We start from the raw sequence: 18,133 nt of genomic DNA on the forward strand, positions 1-18,133 counted from the left end.
CCTAATTTATATACAAAACTTTTATTTTAACTTTTTTATACGTTCACTTTCTGTTAGAATCCTCATTTGTTCAATAGCAATTGCATTTAATTTTTCTATCCTTTCAGTTGCATCCATTCCCTCATTTATAAAAACAGCATTTAAGTTCTCAAGATTTGATAAACACACTAATTGTGATATATCAGCATAGTCTCTCATATTTCCTTTTAACTCCGGATTACTTTCACGCCATTCTTTTGCTGTCATTCCAAACAAAGCTACATTTAATATATCTGCTTCACTTGCATAGATATAGTTTATTCTTTCCTTTGATAATTTTTCAGGGACAAGATTATTCTTAATTGCATCTGTATGAATTTTGTAATTTATCTTAGCTAAATTCCTCTTGATATCCCAACCTAATTGTTTTTGTTCTTCTTCTTTTAAGCGCTCAAACTCTTTAATAAGATAGAGCTTAAAATAAGGTGATACCCACGACGCAAATTCAAAAGCTATGTCTTTATGTGCATATGTTCCACCATATCTTCCTGCTTTGGCAATAATTCCGATAGAATTCGTCTTATTGACCCATTGTTTAACCGATAAAATAAAACGATTAAAACCTGCTTCATTTTTAATTCCCTCGAATTCGGTGGAATTAAAATTCGCATTATACATTTCTTCCCATATTCCTAAAAATTCAATTGTATTTTTATTCCTTAGCCATTTTTCTATCAGTGCCACACCATTTTCAACATTTCTAACCATGTCGGTTAAAGAAATATAATCTCTATTATCTATGGCAATAATGCTAATTTCTGATCCTTCCACATTTATTTTAGACACAAAAATCACCTCACAATATCTCATTTTAACTATAATTATATCATTTTTTTGTTTGTTCCTAAATATTTACCCTATCAACTCATAGTAAACAGTACTATTTATTTCCGCAAATTTTCTCGTCATTATTTACATTTTGGCGTATTAAAATTAAAGTTGGCGAGATTATGAGTTACTTTTAATACTATCCATCTATATTTCTACAATTTCTATTTCTCCACTTCTTGATACAATTATCTTATCAATTTTATTGTCTAAATAAGCCTTCAATAAACTTTCTTCGTCTAAGACTGTAATATCCATTTCTTTCCTTGAATCAATCTTCTCTGACTTCAATTCTTCCAACTTACTCTCCAATAATATCTTTTTATCTTTGATAAAAGTTTTTTCCTTTAGATACTCCTCTTTCGAAATATTTTTCTTTTTATAGTTTTCATAGATGATTTGTAAATTGCTGTTTAATATGGATATTTCCTTTAAAATCTCTTCTTTTACATTCTTGTGTTCTATAACTTTCTCTTTATTTAATGTGTTTTGTATCTTAAAATCTTTTAATTTGGGTTTTATAAGTTCAATAATATCTTTCTCTTTGATATTGTTTGGTGTTTTCTCAGCTTTACATAAATTACAATAATAACTTTTATACTTGTATATTTTATCTGAATTCTTCTTTTGTCTACTGTCACATCGTAAACTCATATGTCTACCACATTCTTTACAAAAAATCTTATCAGAAAAAATAGAACGATTTTTGTTTCCTGTATATCCCCCAAAACTTCGTTTTTCTTTTATTTTCTTAACCTTATCAAACACTTCTCTTGAAATAATCGCTTCATGGGTATTTGGAAGTATTTTCCACTCCTCTTCAGGAAGTAAAATTCTTTTTCTTCCACCTATTTTTGTTTCTTTGAATTTATTATATACATAATCTCCTGTATATAGTTCGTTCCTTGTAATCTGTGAGATAGCTGCATTTGTCCAAACTCTTTTCTTTACCTCACTTCCAGTAATTAAATTTCCAGTATAATCAGAAAGTTTCAGTTCTTCTTTTCGTTCAGAGCGTGTAATATAACCTTTTTCATTAAATATATTAGCCACTTGAATACAGGAATATCCTTTTAGCAATAAATCAAAAGCTTCTTTAACTATAAAAGCTGTTTTTTCATCAATGATGATACTATGTTTATCTTTAGGATCTTTAATATATCCAAAAGGTGCTGCCCAATTTATATTTTTCCCCTGCGATTTAATTTGCCTAATAGAACTTCTTACCTTTTCAGATAATTCCTTACTGAATAAATCATAATACAATGTCTTAAACTGTGTATCTGTATCTAAGCCATTACCTTGTTCTTTTAAAGAATCATAGTTGTCATTAATAGCAATAAATCGTATTTTTAGAAATGGTAATATATTGCTTAAGTAATCCCCAAGCAAAATATAATCTCTTGAAAACCTAGACATATCTTTTACAATTATAGTTCCTACTTTACCAATCTTTATATCCTCAATAAGCCTTAAAAATGAAGGTCTATTTGTATTAGTGGCAGAATATCCATCATCTACATATTCTTCTATTTCACAACTTTTTAAAGATGATTCATTTTGAATGTAGCTTTTTATATAATCTCTTTGATTTACTATACTTACACTTTCATCTACTTTGTGATAATCTTCTTCAGAAAGTCTTAAATATATAGCTATCTTATTCATGCTCTACCTCCAACTGCTTTCCCACATCTTTATCAAGTTTAAACTTAAAATATATGGTAACCTGCTTATACTCTGATATTTCTATATGGTTAATTAATGTATCGACCAATTCTTTATCAACTTCTATACTTTTAGCATCCAAGCAGCAAAATAGTACATCTATAAATTCTATAATTTCTCTTTTTTTCTTTTTTATATTTCTTATTCTTTCATCAAAAACTTTTAATTCATTTTTTAAGGTTTTTATTTGATTATTTATTTTTTTACTTTCTATTTTAAAATCACTTAAAAGAACATCTCCTTTAACATAGTTTTCATATTGTTCTTGTAGATTGATCCTAAGAGAAGCAATCTTTTTATTATTTACATCTGTTTTTATAGAAACTTGATTTATCTTTTCAGCACTTATATTTTCTAAATATATTTTTAGTTGTAATCTTTTATCCTTTTTATAAAAGCTTGAAAACAGTCTTTTAAAGGTATCTACTAAAATTTTGTCTAGGTCTGTTTCATATATTCTGACATGAGATTTTTCTAATTTTAATCTGTCTCCACCTTTACAATAATAGCAATAGCAAATCTCATCATGATATTTCAGTCCTCGTGGTCCATATTGTTTTTTCAAATTTCTACCACAAACACTGCATTGTATGAGGCCGTCATACTTTCCTTCTTTTTTATAATCTCTTTGAATTTTTACTCCAACATTTTCTTTTCCGTCTTTTATTATGTTTTTCAGTGAATGGTAAGGTAGATAGTTTTGTTTTTTCTCCTTTATCTCTCTGATATTTTCAAATGTAGTTTTGTCTATTAACCCTTCGTGGGTGTTCTCTGTTATAATCCACTCTTCTTTATCACGAAACTTACTTTTCCTACTTGGATCATGTCTATTTGAGTATACTCTTTGAATCAAATTCCCAATATATACTTCATCAGAAAGCATTTTTGATATATAAGAAATATCCCATTGTTTTGTATCTTCTTTATCCTTAAAAATTTTACCTGTTCTTTTATATTCATCAGGTGTCGTATATGTTTTAGTCAATTCTCTTGCTATTTGCATATTGGATTTTCTTTGACTTGCCATATAAAAGATAAGTCTTACTACATCTGCTGCCTGTTCGTCCATCACCAGAACTCTTTTACCATCAATTTTATCAACCTTATAGCCATACGGAGCCATTGCTCCTATAAAAGACCCTTGTTTCATTTTTATTTCTTTAGAGGCTTTTATTTTCTTTGAAATATCTTTTGCGTATAAATCATTGAAGATATTTTTTATTGCTATTTCATAACTCTGATCTGATTTTATACCGTCTTTAGTATCCAGATTATCATTTACGGAAATAAATCGAACTCCCAAAAATGGAAATACTTTTTCGATATAGTTTGCGATTTCTAAATACTCTCTACCAAACCTTGACATATCTTTTACTATGATACAATTTATCCTGCCTGTTCGGATATCTTCCATCATTTCAATAAATGCAGGTCTTTTAAAATTTGTTCCAGAATATTCATAGTCCTTGTATACTCTTAAAATCTTTATATCTTTTTCTTTTGCAGCATTTATACAAAGTTCTTCCTGCATTTCAAGTGAATTACTTTTATCCCTGTAAGCTTCCTTTCTTTCCTGTGATAATCTAGCATAAATACCGGCAGTGTATATTTTTTCAATCACTTTTCCAACTTCTTTTTCTGATTGTGATATATGCCTATTTTTTGTTCTAGCCATAGCATACCTCACTTTCAGCGCTTACAAGACTTTTATTCATAACAGTGGGTATAGTTTTTGACTTCCTGCTTTTATCGATACTTTTCTTTTTTATAGTGTTAGCTTTAATGTCAGACTTATCCATTTTTGTCATTTCTTCAAGTAAAGACAATTCTTCAGTATGATTAAACCTAACATCTATCGTCTTATCTTCAGAAATAAAAATTTTATCAATAAGCATCACAACAGACAATCTATCTATTTCAGATAAATTTTTATACTTGTTAATGTCGATGATCCAACTCTTATTTTTGTCAATCTTCTCCTTAGTATATTCCTGTTTTTTCAATCTATACTCGATACTTTCATCTAATTTAGTCAGTTTCTCTGTATAGTTTTTTCTAAAAAGTTGATATTCTTCTTTACTAATAACATCTTCTTTTAGGTCAAGGTATAGAGAAGATAAGAGTTCTTCTGTCATTGCTTTTTCTCGTTTTAGTATAGGAATTTGATTGTCTTTCAAATTTTTATTTATATCTATACGCTGAACTTTAGAATATAGATTTTCATTAAATTCAATGTAGGACTTCATTATTTTAGATACTGCTTTTATCAAGGTTTCTTCTTTTATGCTGTGTCTTGTGCAAGATTTTTCCTTGTTGTACTTTGAACAGATATAGAATATCTCTTCTCTTTTTTTATACTTTACAGTCCTTCTAATCAAAGAACTTCCACATTCTTTACAAAAAAGCATTCCTGTAAAAATATCAATTTTGTCCTTTCCACGAGAGTTATTCAAATCTCTTTTTAACATAGTATTTGCAATAGTAAAAACTTCTTTACTTATAATTGATTCATGGGTATTTTCTACTCTTATCCATTCTTCTTTCTCTTTTTCTATCTGCTTTTTATTTTTGTAACTTAAAGTAACACTCTTTCCTTGTAAGGTATTTCCAATATATACTTCATTTTCTATAATTCTATTTACTGTCTTTGCTGACCAATTTCCACCTTTTGTATTTTGAAATCCATTACACTTAAATCCTTGACTTTCTTTATATTTTCTTGGAGTTAAAACTCCTAAATGATTTAGTTCATCTGCAATTGCCTTTGAGGAATATCCCAAGAGTTTCATATCAAATATATTTTTGATAATATCCGATATATCTTTATCAATCACTAACTTGTTTTTATTCTCCTCAGACTTTTTATATCCATAAGGTGCAAAAGCACTGATAAAGTCTCCTTTTTCTCTTTTTATCTTTTGAGAGCTTTTTACCTTATTGGAAATATCTCGGCAATAACTATCATTGATGAAGTTTTTTATAGGAAGTATAAGATGTGTATCGTTTATATCTGCACTTTTACTATCGTAATTGTCATTTACTGATATAAATCTTATACCATTTTCCGGAAATATTCTTTGAATATATTTTCCAGCTTCTATATAATCTCTTCCGAATCTTGATAAGTCCTTTACAATAATTGTATTGAACTTTCTATCATAGGCAGCATTTATCATTTCTTTAAAATTGGGACGATCAAAATTTGCACCTGAATATCCATCATCAACATACTCTTTGATCATTGTAATTTGATTTTTTCTTGCATAAGAGTTTATAATTTCTCTTTGATTGGATATAGAGTTACTTTCTGTTTTTTCGCCATCTTCTTTTGATAATCTTAAATACATAACTGCCAAATTTTCTTTTGCTAAATTGTTTTTAAACATAAAAAAGCCTCCTTTAATTCAATTTACATACAATAAATCGAACCAAGGTTAGGCTTCCACAAAAATATTATAACGCTCCTTATATTTTTTGTCAGCCCCTAATAGACAGAAAATTTTTCTTTGATGTATTCCTCTACTAAATTTTCTAAACTAAATCCATTTTCATTAAATTTAACTTCTATATTCCAACCATCAATTTGATTTATCATCTGTTTATCTTTTTTATCTGTTTTCATTTCTGTATTTATATTATGTTCATCACACATAATATCTTCTCCTTATCTTCAATATCTTTAAGTTTTTTGACATTAACAGGCGTGTAGGTCACGACATTGGAATTTCACCACCGCCCCTTTTCAAGATGAGCCGGCAACAACTGTAGAAGTATCATTATCCCCATTTGCTTCAATGCATCAGTTTCCTAGGCTGAATATATAATTTCTTTTTATCGCTCGTTTTCTTTTATCCTTCTTTTAACTAGAGTATTTATTTAAACCGAAATCCTTATCAGCAGAAATGTCATGGCGAAGAAATTATAAAGCTCCACAAATGGTTAATGTCCTGTCTTGGTCTATTCAGTTGTCAAGGTTCAAAATTCTTTCAATTTCTTTTTTTATATAAAAGAGGACAAAATTCCCCTTCACTTTATAAAGGAAAATTTGCCCTCTTTGGTAACCAGAATTTATAGTTCTTCTATAAATTTCTTTAGTTTTTCTAAAATTTTATCTCGCTTTTTAATTAAAGCTGGATGTGAAATATTTTTAGTCTTTGCTACTGCACGAAGTGTTTCATCATTGAAATATAGTCTTTCTATAATTTCCCGTTCTTCATCATTTAACTTTGATATAGCATTTTTTAGTGTTTCAATCATCATTTGTGTAGCTACAATTTTTTCTACATCAACGTTCTTATCTTCTATATTATCTTCAAAGTTTCCATCATGATTCAGAGAAGAAAAAAAGAGCAAGTGGTTTTTCTTGTCCACTCGCTCTAAATATTTTGCATGTTCTCTTTCTTGCCAGTAGACTTTATATATCTGCTCGCTTACTTTGATTTTTTGTCCACCAACATAGAGGTAATATTCTTTTGACATTTAAGTTTCCTCCATCCTTTTTTATTTTTGTTTTCTAGACAAAAAAGGAGGGCTCCTGCACTTAGGCATGAGAAGTCCTCTAAAATGAAAGAAACTCTTTCTAATATTGTTAATTATATTTAATTTTTCAACTAAATTATCTAGTTTGCAAACAGAATAAACTGAAGAAAAAAGGTGCCTTTATTTTAATTATATTTTTTTGCATCTTTTACCTCCATTCTTTTAGTTAAATCAATTAATAATCTAATTTTTTCTATTCAATACCTTTAAATATTGTTCTTTATTAATTAGTTATTCCAAGTTTCTATGCTTGTTCAAATACTCTAACTGCTTTTCTATACTTCGAATCTTTACCCTGCACAAAAATACTCTATAATTGGATAAATTCTAGAATAACCGAAACACAAAAAAGAACCTTAGAAAAAAACTATCAAAGCCCACGCAAACAGGCCATAATAAGAGAAAACAAGAAGGCTTTAGAATCTGTTTTACTAACATTAGCAGAGTATAAAACTTGATTTGAATTGACAGTAAAAATAGAAGCTAAAACAGCAGAAGCTGTAAATGCGACCCTAGGTGAAATCTTCAAAAGAGATTTTGAGTTAAAAAATAAACTCTTTAAAAGCGTAACATCAAATAACGGCTTCGAAATCGCAAGTTTAGCAGCTCCGACAGTCCATCTAAAATATTAGGAGGGACATCTTTCGTTACAACACTTCTAGCTGCTATCACGCTATTCGTTCCAATGGTTATACCTTTCTTTTCACCACAAACTATGATTGAATTTGCTCCTATCCATACATTATCTTCGACAACAATCGGATTCGCATATCAACAGCCATCTAATCTTTTTTTTGAATCTAGTCTATGTCCTGAAGTATAAAAACCACAATTGGGGCCTACCCAGATGTTATTTTTAAAAATTATTTTTGCTCCATCTAATAAACTACAATTACTGTTGATTATTACGAAGTCGCCAATTTCAATATTATACCCAACTCCACATTTTAAAGGCGAAAATATAAAAAAATCACCATTGACTTTTCCCAAAAATTTTTTCAGAATATTTTTCCTTTCCTCAAAGTGAGAGGCTGGTATATTGTTAAATTCATGGCATATTTCTTCAGATTTAATCAAATCTCCAAAAAAAGTGTGGTCATCATGAATATTAAATTCTTCTCCTCAACTTATTTTTTTGTTTATAATTCCTTCAGCATTATTCTCTCTTTTCATTCTCTTACTCCTTATCAAATAGATTTCTAAAACTCATGTTATTGATATCTTTATGGCTCAATATAATCTTTGACTCATCTTTTAATTTTGATTCGTTAGGATGGTCGCTATTATAAATCAAACCTTTCCATTTTATTTTTATATCCTCATCATTCCAAATAATTCCACATTGTTTTGCGGGGTAATAATACTCCGTACATTTATAGTGCACTATAGTTTCATTTTCTAATGCAAGATATCCGTGGGCAAAACCTTCCGGAATATATAACTGTTTTCTATTCTCTTCAGATAATAGTATGCCAAACCATTTTCCAAATGTCTTTGAGCTCTTTCTTATATCTACTGCTACATCAAATATTTCTCCCTTGGTGACAAGAATTAATTTCCCTTGTGGATGCTCTTTTTGAAAATGTAGCCCTCGTAACACACCTTTTTTAGATTTAACTTCATTATCTTGAACAAAAAATTTATTAAAACCATTCTCCTCTAAGTCTCTTTTATTATATATTTCTGTAAAACTACCCCTGTTATCCTGGAAGATTTCTGGTGTAATCAATGTCAAACCAACAAAGCCGCCACAATTATTCATTATATCAATCATACTTAACTCCAACTCTTTTATATACAGTTTCGTCAATAAACTTGTGCAAAGATTCTTGCCAATGAGGTAATTCTTTAAACCCACTGTTAGCCAAGTTTTTCATCTCTAATCTACAATTACTAGGTCTATCTGCGTATATTTTTTTATCCAAACTATTGACTGCAACTATTTTGGTCCTTAGATTTTTATCAGAAATTCTTTCTAAATATGAATTTATCTCAAGTGCAAATTCATACTTGCTAATATATTTGCCTGAATTGGTAACATGATATACGCCATATTTTTCAGTTTTAGCCATGGATAGAAGACAACTAGCAAGATCATAAGTATATGTAGGAGTTCCTATTTGATTTTTTAATACAAAGATTTCTTTACACATTAGGATTTTATTAATTACATTCGTTACAAAATTGTCTTTGTCTTCCCCAAATAGCCAGGAGGTTCTAACTATATAATATCTTTTCAGTGATGACCAAATTATTCTTTCAGCTATTCGCTTAGTTTCACCATATGAATTTTTAGGCTTTCCTTCTATAATTGTATCTTCTTTCCAGGGCATATCCGTATCTCCAGAAAATACATAATCACTTGAAATAAATATCAATTTAATACTATGCTTCTTGCACAAATCTACAATATTCTTTGTCCCAGAAACGTTTATTTCATAAACTTTATTTTTATATTCTTTTTTTTCTGCTAAATCTACGTCCGTGAACGCAGCACAATGAATTATTGTGTCAGGTTTGCAGTATTTAATTATTTTTTCTAGTGCAGAATAATTTGTAATATCAGCAGAATAATATTCACAATTATTTTGAACATTTAGTGTTTTTCTTCCGAGCCCAATGCAATGAATATTATTTCTAAAAGCAATCTTTGCTACAGCATTTCCTAATAAGCCATTAACTCCTGTTATCAATACATTCATACATTATCACCAATTCTTTTTCTCCACCACTGTTCATTTTTAACATACCATTCAACTGTTGACTTTATTCCTTCTTTAAACTGAGTTTTAGCTTTCCAATTAAGTTGTTTTTTAATTTTAGTAGCATCTATTCCATATCTATAATCATGTCCTTTTCGATCATTTACAAAATGTATATGATAATCCCCGTAGTTGAAAATCTCGCAAATGATTTTAGCTATTTCTAAATTACTTATTTCATTATCAGCGCCTATATTATATATTGATCCTATTTCTCCATCCGTAATTATACGGTATAATGCTTCACAATGATCTGAAACATGTATCCAGTCTCTTATATTTTCTCCATTACCATAGATTGGTATTTTCTTGTTTTGCAATATATTAGTAATGATTTTGGGTATATACTTCTCTGTATGTTGTTTAGGCCCATAATTATTTGAACATCTACTAATAGTTATTGGCAAACCATGGGTTCTTGCATAAGATAGTACGAACAAGTCCGCTGAAGCCTTACTAGCAGAATATGGATTAGATGGTTTTATTTTAGAGGTTTCATTAAATCTTAAACTCTTATTTAATTTTCCTAAATCACCATAAACTTCATCGGTTGAAACTTGATGGAATCTCTTAACAGAATTAACTAATGCGCAATCCATTAAATTTATAGTCCCCGCTACATTTGAATTATAAAAAGCAGATGAACAATCTATTGACCTATCAACATGTGATTCGGCAGCAAAATTTATTATGATATCAGGTTTTTCGTTTCTTATAATTTGATGCATTGCGTTTTTATTGCAGATATCTTCTTTATAGAATTTAAAATTATCTCTTTCTAAAAACTTTTCAATATTATCTAATTTACCAGCGTAAGTTAATTTATCTATACATATTAGTTCTCCACGATTTTTATTCTTGAAATAATAATCTATGAAGTTTGATCCAATAAAACCTGCTCCTCCAGTTATTAGTATTTTATGTGTTTTGCCCATATTAACAGTCCTTTATTATTTTTGTGTCATTTCGATATGATTTTCAACACTATTTACTGTTTCGAATGTTTCCTTTTTAAGTGGCATTCTAGAAACCCATCCTTTTTTATGTGCAATGTTCTCTATGCATGCGATTCCCATATTTCCTTTGATTTTCATATCTCTAACCTTCTTATTTGCAAGATACAAACTTTCGAATGTACCAGCATCAAACCAGTAATTCTCGTTTCCAATTATTTCAACATGAAGATTCTTTTTGTCTAAATATATGTTATTTATGTCAGTTATTTCCAATTCGTTTCTTTTCGAAGGTTTTAATCTTTTTGCATAGTCTATGACTTTATTATTGTATATATATAGACCCGTTACACAGAAATTAGATTTCGGATTTAAAGGTTTTTCCTCAATACATTCTGCATTTCCTAGTTTATCAAAATTTATTACTCCATATCTTTCTGGTTCAGTAACTTCATAAGCAAATATTACTGCACCATACTTACCTTTATCAACTTTTTTACAGGATTTTAAAATTTTATGTTCTAAATTATCTCCAATGAATATATTATCTCCTAAAATCAACATAACATTTTCATTCCCTATAAAGCCTTCTCCTAGTAGGAACGCTTCTGCTATTCCATTTGGTTTTTCTTGGATTTTATATAGAATATTAATGCCTATTTTTGTCCCATCTCCCAAAATTTTTTTAAAGTCATTGAGATTTTCTTTTTTAGTTATGATTAATATTTCCTGGATATTTGATTTCATTAATACAGCTAATGGATAATATATTAGTGGCTTATCATAAATTGGCAACAAATGTTTTGAAATATATTTCGTGAAAGGATAAAGCCTAGTGCCTAATCCTCCAGCCATAATTATACCTTTCACTTATTTCTCCTTTCGTCTTTATTATTACCAACCTTAAACTTTTTCTCAATTATATTAGCCGCTACTTTTACCCCGTCTTTTGTAATATATTTTTTTAATTTCTCAGAATTTTCTTTATATTTTTTCATATTTATTAATTCATTTACCTTCTCCTTAATCTCATCCATATTCAATTTGTTTTTGACATATATAGGAGATGGTCCTATACCTAATTCATAACATTGTTGCCCCCAAAATAATTGATCCGCTCCAAAAGCAAATATTAATTGTGGAACTCCAAATTCAAGGCAACAATGAACCGTACCATTGCCACCATGATGAATAGCTGCTCTAAACTTATGCATATATTGATTAAAGTCGATATAATCTACCAATAAAACTCTAAATTTATCTTCGTCATTCATCGTATCCATAAAACTAAAATCTGAACCCGATATTACAACGCTTATGTCTTTATCCAATTCTAAAATACTGCATAGAACCATTTCGAACAGTTTTTTCATATCATCATATACCATACTGCCAAAACCTACATAAACTATATTTTTATTTCTTTTAAAAAAATCATCTATTTTTTCTTTATCGTTATTTGTTCTATTTAATGACAAATTTCGCCACACCCCAGTAATAAAAATATGCTCAGACCAGTTCTTGTCTCGTTCAGCTAAAATAGTGTCATATTGATACAACGTTATTATCTTCTTTCTGTTCATATTCCTATAACTTCTAAATATATTCCATTTACTAAGACCAAGTTTTTTTCTCCATTCATTAACAATGGATAAAGAACCCATATTAAAAAAAATATAACACTTATAGTACCAAATATAACTACTAATACTATTTCGCTTTGCTTTATTAACAAGCGAACAAAATTTTGTTGTTGGATCAAATGGAAATACAAAACTTCTAACTAAAGGTATTTTATATTTCTCTGCAAAATGATATGATAGTGCTCCAAACAACGTATAAATTATTAGCTCAGAACCAATACACGCACTATTAAATTGCATAAATAGTTCTGGATATTTATTAAGTAAAAATGCTATCCCGCCAATCCCTTCCGAGCGTGTGTTCTTGCTATTTCCTAATAATAAACTCACTAGTTCTTTGGAATTACCAGAAATCTTTTTAAATATCAAGTCACTATCCTCACATACTGACTTAAACTCTTCGAATGTAGCAATTGTCACTTGATGACCTCGAGATTTTAATTCCTTGCCTAATGATAAAATTGGCAAAAAATCTCCATATGACCCTATTGCAAAAGCTGTTATTTTCATTATTTTACCACCTAACGAAAAAATTTACCTTATATTTTATTCTTATAATTGTCGTATTACTCTAAAAGGATTACCAGCTACTAACACATTGCTAGGAACATTTTTATTAATTACGCTACCCGTAGCAATAATACTGTTTTCTCCTATTTCTATTCCACTCTTTGAACTGCACACAATTGTTGCTGAAGCACCTATCCAGACATTATTCCCTATCTGTATAGGATTCGCATACCCTTCTCCATTTATTCTATTTATTGAATCAGTATCATGTCCCGAAGTGTAAAATCCAGAATTTGCTCCAACCCAAACATCATCTCCAAACGTAACACTTGCAAAATCTAATATTGTACAGTTTCCTCCAATGAAAACGTTATTTCCCAGTTTTATATTTTCTCCGACACCGCATTTAAATGGAGAAAATATCAAAAAATTCCCATTAACTTCCCCTAAAAATTCTCTTAGCATTTTATTTCTCTCTGATAGTTTTGATGGTCTAATAGAATTATACTCATAGCAAAAATCCTCAGCTTCAAGCATTTTTTTAAAAAGATCTTTTCTTTTGTTTATATTAAACTTATTACTATTAACTTCCATGTTTTTCTCCTAAATATAATTTTGTAATTTTCTCATCTGAAAAGTTTCCTATAATTCTTTTACTTTGATTATCGAAACATAAAATATGCTCACAACATTCTTCTATTAATTCATAGTCATGAGTTATTATGAAAATTGTCTTTCTTTCTTTCTTTAATTCCAACATATTTTTTGCCACCTCTTGCATATGGTAATAATCCAAACCACTTGTTGGTTCATCAAAAAAAATAATGTCTCTATCGGATACCATAGCTGTGGCAATAGCTAGCCTTTGTTTTTGACCACCTGACAAACTCATAGGATGTTTTTCTAGCAAATGATATAGATTTAAAGACTTTAATATATCTATATACTTACCATCAGCATACTTAGCAGATAAGTTTACCTTCATCTCCTCTTCTACGCTTTCAGTAAATAATTGGTGATTAACATCCTGCATAACAATATAGCTTTTTTTTAACCTTTGTTTTTTATCCATCTTTATCCCTGCTACTTTTATAACCTCTTTAGATTTCTTCTCAAGTCCGCAAAAGCAATTCATAAAAGTTGATTTACCTACCCCATTTAATCCAACTATACCAATAATAGAATTCATTGGTAAAAATATATTTTTAATATCTAAGAGTTCTTTTTCTTTTACTCTAAACTTTAAATAGTCTATTTGTATTAGGTTATTGTTTTTATATTTGTTTGCTTTGTTATCCGTAATATTCCCTATCCTGCTATAAAACTTTAATTTAGGATTTTGATTACTTCTTAGTCCCATCTCTTTAAGAGCTTTATATGGGATATCTTCAAATTCATTTCCCGAGAAAGTTCGTTCTATTTTCCCCTCTTTCATATAATAAACTCTATCAGCTAAACCCATTAAATACCAAAGTCTATGTTCTGCAATAATTATTGTCTTTCCCTCTTTTTTCCATTTTGTTATTATTTCTCTCAATTTCTCTATAGAGTCAACATCCAAATTAGATGATGGCTCATCCAACACAATAATTTCAGCTGGAAAGGTTTCAGAAGTTAAGCAACATATTCTTTGCTTTTCTCCACCTGATAGTGTAAAAAGATTTCTTTTTTGAAAGTCTTTAAGCTTATATTTTTCCAAGATGTCTTTTATATTCTTTACAATATCTTTTGGATTCATATTATAATTTTCAGGTTTAAATGCTAATTCGTCTTCTACTATGGCATTAAAAAATTGACTTTTTGGATTTTGGAATACAGAATTTACTTTGCGAGATATGTCTCTTATATCCATATTTGTAATGTTCTCATCATCTATACATACTTGTCCAGTTAATTCACCAAAATAAAAATTAGGTATCAATCCATTGATCAGCCTTAAAATGCTAGTTTTTCCGCACCCAGAAACTCCTGTAAATAAAATGCATTCGTTCTTTTTTATCTCTAAGCTAATGTTTTCTAAACATTTTTTGTCAGAATTCATGTATTTGAAATTTAAGTTTGTAAATTTTATCATGGTCAACCTCTTATAAATAAAACTACTAGGAAAAAAAGCATACTCATTAAGATATAATCAGCTTTACCAAAACATAATCGATGAATAGATGATCTGTTTTCTTCTATTGATAATCCTTTTGTCAAAGCTGAAACTGTAAGTTCTTCCCCAACTTTCATAGATGACATCATTAAGGGAATATATTTATACTCAATAATTTTAAAAATAGAAATACTATTTTTAAAACTTATCCCCCTAATTCTCATAGCTTTTTTTATCTCTATATTATCCATTATTACATTTGGTATGAATCGAAAAACAACAGATAGTGGTAAATTTATTTTTTCTGAAATTTTCATCTTTCTAAAAGCTTCTAATAGAGATGATACTTCTGTAGTATTTAGAAGATAATAGCCACAAAATAAACAAGGAAACATTTTTGCAATGATATTAACATACACATTAATAAAAATGTTAAGAACAAGTGGAATAGCATCTGTCATCCCACTTATCCTTATTAGTTGTGCAGATATATATATAATAATCCCCTTAACCACTGCACTAACTTCGCCTTCACATAAAAGCAAACCTGCTGTTAAAGCAAACAAGGCAAATTTGATATAAAGTCTATTACCATAATCATATGCATTTAATACTATAATATTTACTACAATCAAAAGTAATAGTTTGGTTCTAGGGTCGAGTTTAGCTAACGATTCTTTATGCAAAGTCATCTATACTATACCTGCTCTTTTAAAATGTTTATTTAATAATTTTTTACCAATGAAATATCCTATTAAAGCTCCAACAAAACCTAAAGCTACAACTACTATCAACATATAGTTTTCTGTCAAAGGTCGAACAGCTTTAACATATTCTGGTGCTATTTGTTCATATTTACTAAAATATACGTCCTTCATAATCCACATAGGTAACATAGAACCGACTGACCATTCGGTAAAAACTCCATATCCTATTGCGAGTTTGTTACTTGACTTATATTCTCCCGATTTTATAATTAGATCTGCAAGAATACCGCAAACACATCCACTTAGTAGTAATATCCAATGTTGACCCATCAAGAATCCAATTAAACCAAGAAGGATTCCCATAATTGAAATAGCTCCAAATTTTCCTACTTTTGTGCTAACAACTAAAAATGGTAAAGCTCCAAGTATTCCTAAGAAAAAAGGTATGAGTGGCATTAGTATGGGAATATTTCCTAAAATTCCACTTATCATAAAGGCCACCATAGTCAAAACTACCATTATACCAACTGTTATTAGATCCTTTGCTGTTAATCTCTTTTTCATTTTTTTCATCTCCTTAAATTTTCCAATTTTTCGCTTTTTCTATATTTCTTACAAAATTTTTATAAAGTCCTTCTTCCTGAATCAATTCACTGTGTTTTCCAATCTGTTCTATTTCACCTCTATTTAAAACCACAATCTGATCAGCTTCTTTTACTGTTTTTAAGCGATGAGCTATTATAATAACTGTCTTATCCTGAGTAAGATTTTTAATCGCTGTGTTGATATCTCTTTCATTTTCAGGATCTATATTGGCTGTAGCTTCATCCAAAATGATAATAGGTGCATTCTTTAATATTGCTCTTGCTATGGATATCCTTTGTCTTTCTCCTCCTGATAAATCAGCTCCTCCTTCTCCTATAATCGTATTGTATCCATCCTCTAGTTTTGATATGAAGTGATCACATTTAGCATTGATTGCTGCCTCCTTAATATCTTGTATTTCAGCTTCCGGATTGCCAAACTTAATATTTGCTTCTATTGTATCTCTAAACAAATACACCCTCTGAAAGACCATACTAATTTGGGACATAAGGTTTTCCAAATCGTAATCCTTAATATTGACATCTCCTAATGTTATCTCTCCCCTATCTACGTCCCAAAATCTGTTAACTAAATTTGCCAAAGTTGTCTTACCAGAGCCACTTGGCCCAACAATAGCTGTCGTTGAACCCTGCTTTGCAAATAAATTTATATTTTTTAATACCTTTTCATCCCCATAAGAAAAATCAACATTTTTAAATCTTATATCATAATTTATTGGAGCTACCTTTATGTTCCCTGATTTTATTGAAGGGAGTTGATCAATTGACATAATTTTTTCTATATCGGTAACCATTATAGGCAACATAAAAAACATACTTGAAGCATCTTCCAGTTGGCTATATATTTGGAATGAGATAATAATTAAAACCAAACAAGCTATTAAGCCTATATCACTATGAAAATACAAATAGACTGATACAAGTCCCGCGAGCATACTCATAATTCTTAATACCATTTTTTGTAAAGAAATATAGGGAACTCTCATTCTCTCTATCCTTAAACTTGCAATATGAAGCCTTTTTATGGACTGGCTTATATCACTTTTTGAAGAAGAAAACAAATTATACGACCTTATTACTTCCATTCCCCTAATAAACTCCAGTACACTGTCAGCAAATTCCATCTGATTTTTCACTCTTCCTGGCGCAAGTTCCTTTGAAAGATTTAACAACTTGTTATTTATTAGCAAAAAGAATCCTATACCTAATAAATAGATAATGCTTATCTTATAAGAGAATATGGAAATAACCATTGACAGAACTATGCTATTTATAATTCCAACTAATGTTGTCGATACAACAGCTAAAGACATACTCTCAAGTTCATTCATTGTTTCTGTTGTAATGCCAGTTAAATTAGCTAAGGTATGACTGCTAAAATATCCCATGGGCATAAATCTCATTTTATTTGCGATGGATATTCTTTTATCCTCGCACATAGAATAAACTGCTTCCGTTTGTACATCCCTTGATTTTATAGAAAGTAAAATTTGCCCAATCATGAGAATTAAGAGAGCTATAAAAATTAAAATTGAAATCTTTATATCTATAGCACTGTCCAAAAGTAGCTTTATAGAATAAAGAAGCAAAGCATAATTTGCCATAATAAATATACATTTTAAAAGCTCTAAACATATGCTTTTCCACCATAAAAATTGTCTTGTGCCAGCAAACTTGAAGAATAATTTATAAGCTTTTATCATCTCTTACCTCCTTTTCTATGC

The 18,133-nt window shown here is 29.3% G+C and carries 17 protein-coding genes and 1 pseudogene; all 18 read right to left on the bottom strand.

What is annotated here, in order from left to right; all coding sequences use genetic code 11:
- Positions 1 to 21 precede the first annotated feature (21 nt).
- Complete coding sequence (locus tag ACU68W_RS02465) at positions 22 to 825, bottom strand: KilA-N domain-containing protein (RefSeq protein ID WP_022620611.1); 804 nt, start codon at positions 823 to 825, stop codon at positions 22 to 24.
- Positions 826 to 1,014: 189 nt separating this feature from the next.
- Positions 1,015 to 2,535 carry a recombinase family protein gene (locus ACU68W_RS02470; protein WP_446756055.1) on the bottom strand — a complete coding sequence of 507 codons (1,521 nt, stop codon included), beginning with the start codon at positions 2,533 to 2,535 and terminating at the stop codon, positions 1,015 to 1,017.
- Positions 2,528 to 4,270 (bottom strand): recombinase family protein, encoded by a 1,743-nt coding sequence (locus tag ACU68W_RS02475; RefSeq protein ID WP_446756056.1) that lies wholly within the window; start codon positions 4,268 to 4,270, stop codon positions 2,528 to 2,530. Before ACU68W_RS02475 ends, ACU68W_RS02470 begins: the two co-directional genes overlap by 8 nt.
- The gene (locus tag ACU68W_RS02480; RefSeq protein ID WP_446756057.1) at positions 4,263 to 5,981 is read right to left on the bottom strand and encodes a recombinase family protein; all 1,719 of its coding nucleotides are present in this window, start codon (positions 5,979 to 5,981) and stop codon (positions 4,263 to 4,265) included. Before ACU68W_RS02480 ends, ACU68W_RS02475 begins: the two co-directional genes overlap by 8 nt.
- A gap of 98 nt (positions 5,982 to 6,079) precedes the next feature.
- Positions 6,080 to 6,247 (bottom strand): hypothetical protein, encoded by a 168-nt coding sequence (locus ACU68W_RS02485; protein ID WP_000332792.1) that lies wholly within the window; start codon positions 6,245 to 6,247, stop codon positions 6,080 to 6,082.
- Positions 6,248 to 6,663: 416 nt separating this feature from the next.
- On the bottom strand, positions 6,664 to 7,074 hold the full coding sequence (locus ACU68W_RS02490; protein ID WP_035110847.1) for a sigma-70 family RNA polymerase sigma factor: 411 nt from the start codon (positions 7,072 to 7,074) through the stop codon (positions 6,664 to 6,666).
- Positions 7,075 to 7,692: 618 nt separating this feature from the next.
- Complete coding sequence (locus tag ACU68W_RS02495; protein WP_110057757.1) at positions 7,693 to 7,893, bottom strand: DapH/DapD/GlmU-related protein; 201 nt, start codon at positions 7,891 to 7,893, stop codon at positions 7,693 to 7,695.
- Between the two features lie 12 nt (positions 7,894 to 7,905).
- Positions 7,906 to 8,244: pseudogene (locus tag ACU68W_RS02500) on the bottom strand (maltose acetyltransferase domain-containing protein); the annotation flags it as partial.
- 67 nt (positions 8,245 to 8,311) lie between these two features.
- Positions 8,312 to 8,908, bottom strand: coding sequence for a dTDP-4-dehydrorhamnose 3,5-epimerase (rfbC, locus tag ACU68W_RS02505; RefSeq protein WP_051484041.1), 597 nt, complete (start codon positions 8,906 to 8,908; stop codon positions 8,312 to 8,314).
- Positions 8,901 to 9,836 (bottom strand): dTDP-4-dehydrorhamnose reductase, encoded by a 936-nt coding sequence (gene rfbD, locus ACU68W_RS02510; RefSeq protein ID WP_051484042.1) that lies wholly within the window; start codon positions 9,834 to 9,836, stop codon positions 8,901 to 8,903. The genes rfbC and rfbD overlap by 8 nt, the downstream gene beginning before the upstream one ends.
- Entirely contained in the window at positions 9,833 to 10,831 is a 999-nt protein-coding gene (gene rfbB / locus ACU68W_RS02515; protein ID WP_035112325.1) for a dTDP-glucose 4,6-dehydratase, read from the bottom strand. Before rfbB ends, rfbD begins: the two co-directional genes overlap by 4 nt.
- 15 nt (positions 10,832 to 10,846) lie before the next feature.
- Positions 10,847 to 11,719 carry a sugar nucleotidyltransferase gene (locus tag ACU68W_RS02520; protein ID WP_211305667.1) on the bottom strand — a complete coding sequence of 291 codons (873 nt, stop codon included), beginning with the start codon at positions 11,717 to 11,719 and terminating at the stop codon, positions 10,847 to 10,849.
- Positions 11,716 to 13,002 (bottom strand): glycosyltransferase, encoded by a 1,287-nt coding sequence (locus ACU68W_RS02525; RefSeq protein WP_110057755.1) that lies wholly within the window; start codon positions 13,000 to 13,002, stop codon positions 11,716 to 11,718. Before ACU68W_RS02525 ends, ACU68W_RS02520 begins: the two co-directional genes overlap by 4 nt.
- Positions 13,003 to 13,044: 42 nt before the next feature.
- Positions 13,045 to 13,596, bottom strand: a complete 552-nt coding sequence (locus tag ACU68W_RS02530) for a sugar O-acetyltransferase (RefSeq protein ID WP_035112330.1) — start codon at positions 13,594 to 13,596, stop codon at positions 13,045 to 13,047.
- Positions 13,586 to 15,043, bottom strand: a complete 1,458-nt coding sequence (locus ACU68W_RS02535) for an ABC transporter ATP-binding protein (protein ID WP_446756058.1) — start codon at positions 15,041 to 15,043, stop codon at positions 13,586 to 13,588. The genes ACU68W_RS02530 and ACU68W_RS02535 overlap by 11 nt, the downstream gene beginning before the upstream one ends.
- 35 nt (positions 15,044 to 15,078) lie before the next feature.
- On the bottom strand, positions 15,079 to 15,789 hold the full coding sequence (locus ACU68W_RS02540; RefSeq protein ID WP_110057753.1) for an energy-coupling factor transporter transmembrane component T family protein: 711 nt from the start codon (positions 15,787 to 15,789) through the stop codon (positions 15,079 to 15,081).
- On the bottom strand, positions 15,790 to 16,368 hold the full coding sequence (locus tag ACU68W_RS02545; RefSeq protein ID WP_019132828.1) for an MptD family putative ECF transporter S component: 579 nt from the start codon (positions 16,366 to 16,368) through the stop codon (positions 15,790 to 15,792).
- Between the two features lie 13 nt (positions 16,369 to 16,381).
- Positions 16,382 to 18,112, bottom strand: coding sequence for an ABC transporter ATP-binding protein (locus ACU68W_RS02550; RefSeq protein WP_035112331.1), 1,731 nt, complete (start codon positions 18,110 to 18,112; stop codon positions 16,382 to 16,384).
- Positions 18,113 to 18,133: the final 21 nt, after the last annotated feature.

The sequence above is a fragment of the Finegoldia sp. P2-F-LR genome (genome assembly GCF_052932265.1).